General features: G+C 57.1%; 8 protein-coding genes. 4 read left to right on the forward strand and 4 right to left on the reverse strand.

Annotated features, from left to right (window positions below):
- Positions 1–203 precede the first annotated feature (203 nt).
- The 3 genes from AC1DRJ_RS14410 (at position 204) to AC1DRJ_RS14420 (ending at position 2,080) form a co-directional block, all read left to right on the forward strand.
- Complete coding sequence (locus AC1DRJ_RS14410) at positions 204–806, forward strand: TetR/AcrR family transcriptional regulator (RefSeq protein ID WP_477802745.1); 603 nt, start codon at positions 204–206, stop codon at positions 804–806.
- Between the two features lie 184 nt (positions 807–990).
- Positions 991–1,434 carry a hypothetical protein gene (locus AC1DRJ_RS14415; protein WP_477802746.1) on the forward strand — a complete coding sequence of 148 codons (444 nt, stop codon included), beginning with the start codon at positions 991–993 and terminating at the stop codon, positions 1,432–1,434.
- A 433-nt stretch (positions 1,435–1,867) separates the two neighbouring features.
- Positions 1,868–2,080: an AbrB/MazE/SpoVT family DNA-binding domain-containing protein gene (locus tag AC1DRJ_RS14420; RefSeq protein ID WP_477802747.1), complete on the forward strand. Its 213-nt coding sequence runs from the start codon at positions 1,868–1,870 to the stop codon at positions 2,078–2,080.
- Between the two features lie 92 nt (positions 2,081–2,172).
- On the opposite strand, the gene AC1DRJ_RS14425 is transcribed toward AC1DRJ_RS14420, so the two are convergent.
- Positions 2,173–4,068 carry a sigma-54-dependent Fis family transcriptional regulator gene (locus AC1DRJ_RS14425; RefSeq protein WP_477802748.1) on the reverse strand — a complete coding sequence of 632 codons (1,896 nt, stop codon included), beginning with the start codon at positions 4,066–4,068 and terminating at the stop codon, positions 2,173–2,175.
- Positions 4,069–4,314: 246 nt separating this feature from the next.
- On the opposite strand from AC1DRJ_RS14425, the gene AC1DRJ_RS14430 reads away from it, so the two are divergent.
- Positions 4,315–6,138 (forward strand): NAD(P)/FAD-dependent oxidoreductase, encoded by a 1,824-nt coding sequence (locus tag AC1DRJ_RS14430; RefSeq protein WP_477802749.1) that lies wholly within the window; start codon positions 4,315–4,317, stop codon positions 6,136–6,138.
- Positions 6,139–6,276: 138 nt separating this feature from the next.
- Here the strand turns inward: AC1DRJ_RS14430 and AC1DRJ_RS14435 are convergent, their stop codons facing one another.
- From AC1DRJ_RS14435 to AC1DRJ_RS14445, 3 genes are all read right to left on the reverse strand, one after another.
- Entirely contained in the window at positions 6,277–7,302 is a 1,026-nt protein-coding gene (locus AC1DRJ_RS14435) for an ABC transporter substrate-binding protein (RefSeq protein ID WP_477802750.1), read from the reverse strand.
- A gap of 39 nt (positions 7,303–7,341) precedes the next feature.
- Positions 7,342–8,142 (reverse strand): ABC transporter ATP-binding protein, encoded by an 801-nt coding sequence (locus AC1DRJ_RS14440; RefSeq protein WP_477802751.1) that lies wholly within the window; start codon positions 8,140–8,142, stop codon positions 7,342–7,344.
- A 1-nt stretch (position 8,143) separates the two neighbouring features.
- A partial coding sequence (locus tag AC1DRJ_RS14445) for an ABC transporter permease subunit (RefSeq protein ID WP_477802752.1) occupies positions 8,144–8,390 on the reverse strand: 247 nt, incomplete at its 5' end.

An 8,390-nucleotide genomic window follows, 5' to 3' on the forward strand; every position in this document is an offset into this window, starting at 1 on the left:
GTGCTATTGCTGATGCGCACCGCGAGCCATGCGTCCAGAACGGGTTATCGCCACGAGGGATAAGCCAGGCCCATTTCTATGGTGAAAATACTTTCATTCTGAGATTTGCGGCACGCGCGTGTCCTGTTTCGTGCAGATGAATAAACCTGCATCAATCTACGAAGCGTATTCGCACGCCTTCATTTTCCAGTAGACGGATCGACATGCAAACTACCATCGCATCAACCAGTCCAATACACCGCGCTCGCGATCGAATTCTTGACGCTGCGCTGGAACTCTTTGCCACTCGCGGCTTTCAGGCAGTCGGCTTGCGAGATCTGGCGAGCTACCTGGGATTGCATGCCGGATCGCTATACCATCACATCGATAACAAACAAGCCTTGTTGTTCGAGCTCATAGAGTCCGGCTTATTGGATTTATTGCAGGAAACGAAGCGTCGGATGAAAAATGCACGAAGCCCTTGCGATCGACTAAATTTATTTATTCAAGCCTTCGTCAAATTCAATTTTAATGAAAAACATAAGCTGGCTCTGATCACCAGTGAATTTGCGAATCTTAATGAAGAACAACAGAATCGGATTACTCAGCTGAAAAACATATACTCGTCACTTTTAAGCAGTGTTATCGCTTATGAGCGCGACGAGAAAGAAACGTTGAATGGCGACATCTGCCCACTCACAAATACCGCAGTCATCATTCTATTTGGGCAGTCRCAGTGGTACAACCCTGAAACAACCGAGTTACAACTAACAGAAACACTCACAACTATTTTTACTCGCATGACTGGCAACTACAGCAGCGACTAAAGATGGATTTATCTTCGCACCGCCTATCGCAAAATCACTCATCAAACGGCCGTCGGCGCTTTCCGCCGACGTAGCACGAATGCGTTTTTACACACCATCCATCAGTTCGATCCCGCACACGGAACAAGCCACTAAACTCCACAAGGGGGATGAAATCAACGCACCTCAAATCAGGAGATCTGTGATGAACAGAACATCTTGGCTGGCGTTGGTAGTAGCGGCAGGAGCGATTTCAGGTTGCGCGAGCAGAACCGAGATTGTTGATGTCCCGTTGCAGGCTACCCCACAAAACGCTGAGCATATCGCTCGAGCCAACCTTAGCCCGGTGGGCAATCAAACCAGCATCTGGTTCACCATCGGTGGTGTTCCCCCGGACTTGGCCATACCTAGCCGCCTTGACACCGCTATCTATGCTGGCTCGTGCCAGCAGTTGGGCGCACAACCGGCGTACAAGACCCATCAGGCAAACAGTGTCGATTATCCATCGATAGCGTCGCGAACCCAGTACTGGGCCCAGGCACCGGTGGCGCTGAACGAACTGACCAAGGGTAAATATGCCTTGCTCGTTCGCACCAGCCCGGCAGACGGCAGCCGTCCTATTTTCTGTGGCAACATCAGCGCTGGCTAGGGGCGCATCGAGCAAGCTGTTCGGTACCGTGGCCTGTGCAACTTCCGACAGGCTGCGGTGATTCGTCCATCAGTGCTCCCTCATCCGACTGACGAGACCTTGTACGAGCTGCTCCGCCGTCATTGTAATCAGGGTGACCACTCGTTTAGGGTAATCCCAGTCTGCTCCGCCAAATCCCCCCATGGCATTACACTGAAATCCATCAATGGCCATACTGGAATGCAGTCAGAATTCCCAATCTCGATCGCCCGTGCATCACGTGCGAACCGGGGCAAAAACGGGGGTAGCCAAGAACTTTCTTGGCCTCAAAGCACCGTCCTGGAGCCCAGTAAAAATGTTTTGGGGGGGATCCGGATAGCCTTTAAAAAACCTGCTGAGTAGACATGAAAGCCCCGTATTTCCTAATTGAAGCACCTAAGTGAGGATGCCGACCATGAAGGTCATTATTGAGGACTGGGAAGGTGACGGTGCAATCCGAATTCCCGATGARGCTCTGCAGGARTTGGAACTRGACGTCGGCGACGCKGTGTACCTGAYAGAAGAATTTGTYGGCAACACGCGCTGCCTGGTCCTGTCAAAAAAGCCGAAAATCGCGGATCGAATAGACGAGCTCACAGAAACCTGGGATAGCGAACGGGCACGATAGCGCTTAGGACAAATGAGGAAGAAATCCTCTCCTGCTCGACCTCTATCGCCTCAGTCCAACGAGACAGCAAACGCGACAATGTCATTCTGCATTCAACCGGGTCGTGAAATACCGTGATGGCGCAGTTTGCGATAGAGCGTATTGCGGCTGATCCCCAGGCGGGTGGCAACACGGGCGATATGCCAGTGTTCCGCCTCAATCAACGTCAGCAGCGTCTGCCGTTCGGACACTCCAAGCGGATTTTCGGCCAACGCGACTGTCGCTGGTACTGTCGGCAGCAACTCCGCCAAGTCATCCAGAGTGACACGCCCCTCCAACGACAACGCTACCAGTGTGCGCAGACACGTACGCAGCTGCCGGACATTGCCCGGCCAAGGCTGCGTCAGCAAGCGCTCTCTGACGCCGGCCTCCAGCCGGATCCTTGCACCTTTAGTCTCTTCGCGCAGCAGAAGGTCGAGCAGACTGCCCTTGTCTGATCGTTCGCGCAGTGGCGGGAGTTGCACGGCAAACCCGGCAACTCGATAGAAAAGATCCTCGCGAAAGCGCCCTTCGGCTACACAGGCGTGAAGATCCTGATGGCTGGCACTGATGAGGCGTACGTCGAGCGGACTCGCCGTCGCGCCGCCGAGCGGCACGACTTGCCGTTCTTCCAACACACGCAGCAGGCGAGTCTGTAAAGCGAGTGGCATATCGGCGATCTCATCCAGGAAAAGAATGCCGCCGTGGGCCTGCTCCAGCTTACCAATCATCCCGTCCTTGCGTGCGCCAGTGAAGCTACCGCCGCGATAACCGAACAGCTCGCTTTCGATCAGCGTTTCTGGAATGGCCGCGCAATTGATCGCTACAAAAGGCTGGTTCGCTCTTGAGCTGGCGCGATGCAGCGCCGCTGCAAAAGCTTCTTTGCCGGTACCGGTTTCCCCCTGTAAAAACACCGGGACGTCACGCTCCAAAACGCGCAGTGCGCGAGCAAAGCCGCGTTGCAGGCGTTGGTCTTCCAGACACACGCGCACGTCGTTGATTTTGGGGGTCGCAGGAATGACTAAAGGTGTTTGGCGTAAAGGTTCTCGCAACTGTCCATAAAACAAACGTCCGTCAACCAGCCGCATTGGCCAACAGACACTCGGGTGTGCGCTGGCCTGACTCACCACCTGTTCGATAGGCGTTTCCAAAAGCGTCGTCAGCGATTGTCCGACCACTTGGTCACGGCTGAGGCCCAATAGATCCAGCGCAACTTGATTGACTGAACAGATGCGGGCACCCTCGTCGAAACTGAGCAGACCTTCACCCAGCAGCCCAACGAAGCCTGCCTCAGGGTGGAAGCGCAGCAAGTATCGCTGCGGATCATGCCCCAAGAAAAAACAACTCTCGATCAACTTGGCAGACAGGTTGGTCAACGCCATAGCCTGGAAGTGTTGCTGAAGACTGTGGTCCTCTCGCACAGAAGAGAGGTTGAGCACGGCAAGCAACTCTCCCCTGGCATCAAATATCGGGCTCGCTGAACAGGTCAAGCCGACGTGTTTGCCACTGAAATGTTCATCACGACGGATGGTGACGTGCTGCCGCTCGACCAGGCAGGTACCGACACCATTGGTGCCCTCGTAATCCTCGCTCCATACCGAGCCAAGCCACAGTCCGGAACGCTGGAACTCGGCTCGCTCGGATTCGTTGAACACACTGTCGATCGCAACACCGCGAGCATCGGTGAGCAGCACCACGTGGCCGTCACGCCCGAGCTGTTGGTGCAAACTGTTCATCTGCCAGTGCGCCACGGCAATGATGTGTTCCAGTGGCGCGCGGTGATCCTGCAAGCGTGGTTGTTCAACCACATTAGGCGCGCGGCGGCTGGCGGGATCGAGCTGATACTGATCCAGGCACCGGCGCCAGGATCGTGTGATGGCCAGGTCAGCGGTTGGGCTGTGGCTGGCGATAGTGCCCTGCACGGCTTGTAGCACTTGTTGTGCATGGGCGTTGATCAAGGCCGGCTTCATTGTTCTTTTTCTCCGCTACGGTCAGGACACGGGGCTGTTTGCAGCTTATATGAAAAGACTGCAACCAGCGCTGTTTGCGCCAGGTGACACTCTGTCATCCGCCAATCTCAGAATCGTGACAGAGTTGCGAATCAAAGTCTGAGCAACACTGCAGCAGCCGCTCTGCGATGGGGCTTTGGCAAAGATGGCCCGGCCCTTGCTCTGGGGCAAGTTGTTACAAAAACAACAATAACGGGAGAAGCCCCCATGAACATCGCTATCGAAACACCGCTGCTAACGCCAACTGATCAGCTCGCAGCTTGGGTCGAAAACCTCAAGGAGCGTCTCGTCCAACGTGATGTGGATGGCGCTCTCGAACTATTTGCCGAAGAGTGTTATTGGCGCGACCTGCTACTTTTCAGCTGGAACTTAGTGACCTTGGAAGGCAAGCCTGCCATCCGGGACATGCTCGAAACACGCCTCGACCAGACTCGCCCTGAGAGGTGGAAAGTGGATGGTGAGGCGACGCTGAATAACGGTGTGCTCGAAGGCTGGATCAGCCTCGAAACCGAAGCGGCGCGAGGTAAAGGCTACGTGCGCCTGAAGGAAGGCCTGTGCTGGACGCTGCTGACGACCATGCGCGAACTCAAGGGTTTTGAAGAACCCAGCGGCCGCCGTCGGCCGATGGGTGCCAGTCATGGCCACGCCCACGCCGACAAACGCAACTGGCTGGAGCGCCGACGCGATGAAGAAGCTTCGCTAGGTATCACCACCCAACCCTATTGCCTGATCGTGGGCGGCGGCCAAGGGGGGCTGGGGCTCGCTGCGCGGCTCAAGCGAATGGGCGTGCCAACCCTGATCGTCGACAAGGCGGAGCGTCCTGGCGATCAGTGGCGCGGTCGCTACAAGTCGCTGTGTCTGCACGACCCTGTCTGGTATGACCATATGCCTTACCTGCCCTTCCCCGATCACTGGCCAGTCTTTACACCAAAAGACCAGATTGGCGACTGGCTGGAAATGTACACCAAAGTCATGGAACTCAATTTTTGGCCGCGCACAGAATGCGTGAGCGCCAGCTTTGACGAGCAAAGTGGCACCTGGAAGGTTGAAGTGCAGCGCGATGGCGAGCGTGTGACGTTACGGCCTACCCAGTTGATCCTCGCCACCGGCATGTCTGGCGTACCCAATGTTCCTGGTTATCCGGGTGCCGAGGTTTTCAATGGCCAGCAGCATCATTCCAGCCGCCATCCCGGCGGAGACGCCTGGAGTGGCAAGCGCGCGGTGGTCATCGGGGCGAACAATTCGGCTCACGATATCTGCGCCGACCTGGTGGAGAACGGCGCCGAGGTAACCATGGTGCAACGCTCGAGCACCCACATCGTGCGTTCCGACAGTTTAATGGATCTTGTCTTCGGCGGGCTCTACTCCGAAGACGCCCTGGAGACGGGTTTGACCACGGACAAGGCTGACATGCTGTTCGCCTCGATCCCCTACAAGGTAATGCCTGGCTTTCATCAACCCATCTTTGAAGCAATCAAAGAGCGTGACAAGGATTTCTACGAGCGTTTGGCCAAGGCCGGCTTCATGCTCGACTTCGGTGACGACGACTCAGGCCTTTTCATGAAATATGTGCGCCGTGGCTCTGGTTACTACATCGACGTCGGTGCCTCGGAACTGATCGCTAACGGCACGATCAAGCTCAAGAGCGCACCAGGCCTGGGTGTCGAACGCATCGAAGCAGATGCCGTGGTACTCAACGATGGCAGCCGGTTACCGGCAGATCTGATCGTCTACGCCACAGGCTATGGCTCAATGAATGGTTGGGCGGCGAAACTGATTTCCCAGGAAGTAGCTGACAAGGTCGGGCGCTGCTGGRGCTTGGGTTCTGGAACCACGAATGATCCTGGCCCGTACGAGGGCGAACTGCGCAACATGTGGAAGCCAACACAGCAGGAAAACCTCTGGTTCCACGGTGGCAACCTGCATCAGTCACGGCATTATTCGCTGTATTTGGCGCTGCAGTTAAAAGCGCGCTTCGAAGGCATCGACGCATCCGTCTACGGCCTTGCCGAGAGCCACCACACTGGCTGAGTCAAATGGCGCCCAGCCGTGGTTGGGCGCTTCTCCACAACGCCCTGGAACGGGTGACCGTAGCTGGACGCAAGGATACAAGCCGGTGGGGATGGCGCTGTTAGCGCCATTCCTGAGGTGCTAATGGCGAGAACCGGACTACCGCGTCGGCTGCGTTTGCGTCACCGTCAACGGCACTGCGGAAAACACCGTGGTATCCGTGAACTTTTCCACGTCGACGCGATGGGGAAAGATCTTCTTTTCCACGAACAGGTCATCGACTTTCTGCAAGGCCTGGACATCCCGTGGCTCGACCGGTAACAGCGATTCGTCGCCCCAGCTTCGCAGACGTTTCGAGACGTCCAGCGGCACATCGTTGACCTTGGCGAAGACCCGCGCGTACTCCTCGGGGTTCTGCCGAGCCCACTCGAAAGCCTTGGCAAAGCGTTGCAACACGTCACTGAGCGCCTTGCGCTTGAGCGGGTCGGCGAGGACTTCATCAGAGGCGGTAATGAACGTCAGGCCGGTATTGATGCCCTCCCCGGTGATCAGCACACGCGCGCCTTGCTGTTCGGCAAACGCCTGGTAGATACCGAAGGTGGCACAGGCTTCGATTTTCCCGGCGTTGAACGCAGACAAGGCGTCGGTCGGCAACACGAACCCGATGTTGACATCCTTCTCATCAACCCCGGCATTGGCCAGTGCACGAATCAACAGGTATTGAGAAATGCTGCCTCGAGCCGACGACACCACGACGTTTCGGCCTTTCAGATCCGCCACTTTTGTAATGGTCGAATCGGCTGGCACCAGGATCGCAATGCTCCTGGATTGACTGCGCCGTACCGCGACGATACGCAACGGCGTGCCCCCGGTAGCCGCGGCAAGGACCGGCGTATCACCGGCCGGCCCCAGATCGACGGCGCCCGCGCGCAAGGCTTCAAACAACGGCGCGGCCCCCTGGAAGTTGGCCCACTCGACCTTATAGTCGATGCCCTCCAGCGCATTCGCCGCCTCGACTACGGTGCGCAAACCTTTGGCCTGATCACCCAGCACCAGCGTCACACCGGACAAGTCTGAACGCTTAGTGGATGTCGTTTTGCTTTCGACCGACTCACCGCAACCGCCGAGCAGCAACGCGGCCGCTGAGAGCAATACCACCGCAGATTTCCTTACGCGTATCGACATGACAGAGCATCCCTGTATCAAAAAAAATTTGAATTTGTATTAACCATGGGCGAAACGCCGGACGGTACTGATGGGGGCCTGGAGCTCGGCGACAACCGCGGACTCCACTTCAACACCCAGCAAATTCAGCAGACGCGCGCGGATAGCCTGGAAACCCGGTTGTCCAGTGTCGCGAGCCCGGGGTAGATCGATAGACACCTGTTCGGCGATCTTGCCGTTGGCCAGCACGATGACCCGATCGGCCAGCAAGATCGCTTCATCCACGTCATGGGTGACCAGCAATACCGCTGGGGTGTGTTTGCGCCACAACTCGATGATCAGCCGATGCATGCGAATCCGGGTCAACGCGTCGAGTGCGGCGAACGGTTCATCGAGCAACAACAGCTTGGGCTCGCGCACCAGACCACGTGCCAGTGCCACACGTTGAGCTTCGCCGCCGGAGAGCGTGGCCGGGTAAGCGTCCAGCCGATGGGCCAGCCCCACTTCAGTCAAGGCTTGCACGGCGCGAGCCTTGGCGTTGGGGATGTGCAGCCCGAGAATCACGTTTTTCCAGGCACGCTTCCAAGGCATCAAGCGTGGCTCCTGAAACACCGCCGCCCGCGCCTTTGGCACCAGTAACTGACCGCTGTCGATGCTGTCGAGGCCGGCCAGGCTACGCAGCAAGGTGGTCTTGCCCGAGCCGCTGGCCCCCAGTAACGCGACGAACTCACCCGATGCGATGTCCAGGTCCAGACCGTCAATGACCCGCTGTTCGCCGAACTGGCGCACCACATTGCGCAGTTGTACCGGTGCTGCCGAATGTGCAGATTTGGGCGGGTCCAAATGATCGATGTTCGACATATCAGTTCCTCACAAAAGTTGGGCGCCAGGCCAGGGCAAAACGCTCCAGCGTGCGGATCAGTCCGTCGATCAACAGGCCGAGGACGCTGTAAATAAGCAGGCAAATCACAATGACGTCAGTACGCATGAAGTCCCGCGCGTCGCTGGCCAGAAAACCGATGCCGGCAGTGGTGTTGATTTGCTCGACGAACACCAGCGCCAGCCAGGAAATCCCCAGGGAGTAGCGCAAGCCGACAAAAAACGAGGGC

The organism is Pseudomonas sp. P5_B2 (genome assembly GCF_056400445.1).

Bases quoted from the DNA above. Each gene is read 5' to 3' on its own strand.
- AC1DRJ_RS14415 (WP_477802746.1), top strand. From the start codon at position 991: ATGAACAGAACATCTTGGCTGGCGTTGGTAGTAGCGGCAGGAGCGATT.
- AC1DRJ_RS14425 (WP_477802748.1), bottom strand. From the start codon at position 4,068: ATGAAGCCGGCCTTGATCAACGCCCATGCACAACAAGTGCTACAAGCC.
- AC1DRJ_RS14435 (WP_477802750.1), bottom strand. From the start codon at position 7,302: ATGTCGATACGCGTAAGGAAATCTGCGGTGGTATTGCTCTCAGCGGCC.
- AC1DRJ_RS14440 (WP_477802751.1), bottom strand. From the start codon at position 8,142: ATGTCGAACATCGATCATTTGGACCCGCCCAAATCTGCACATTCGGCA.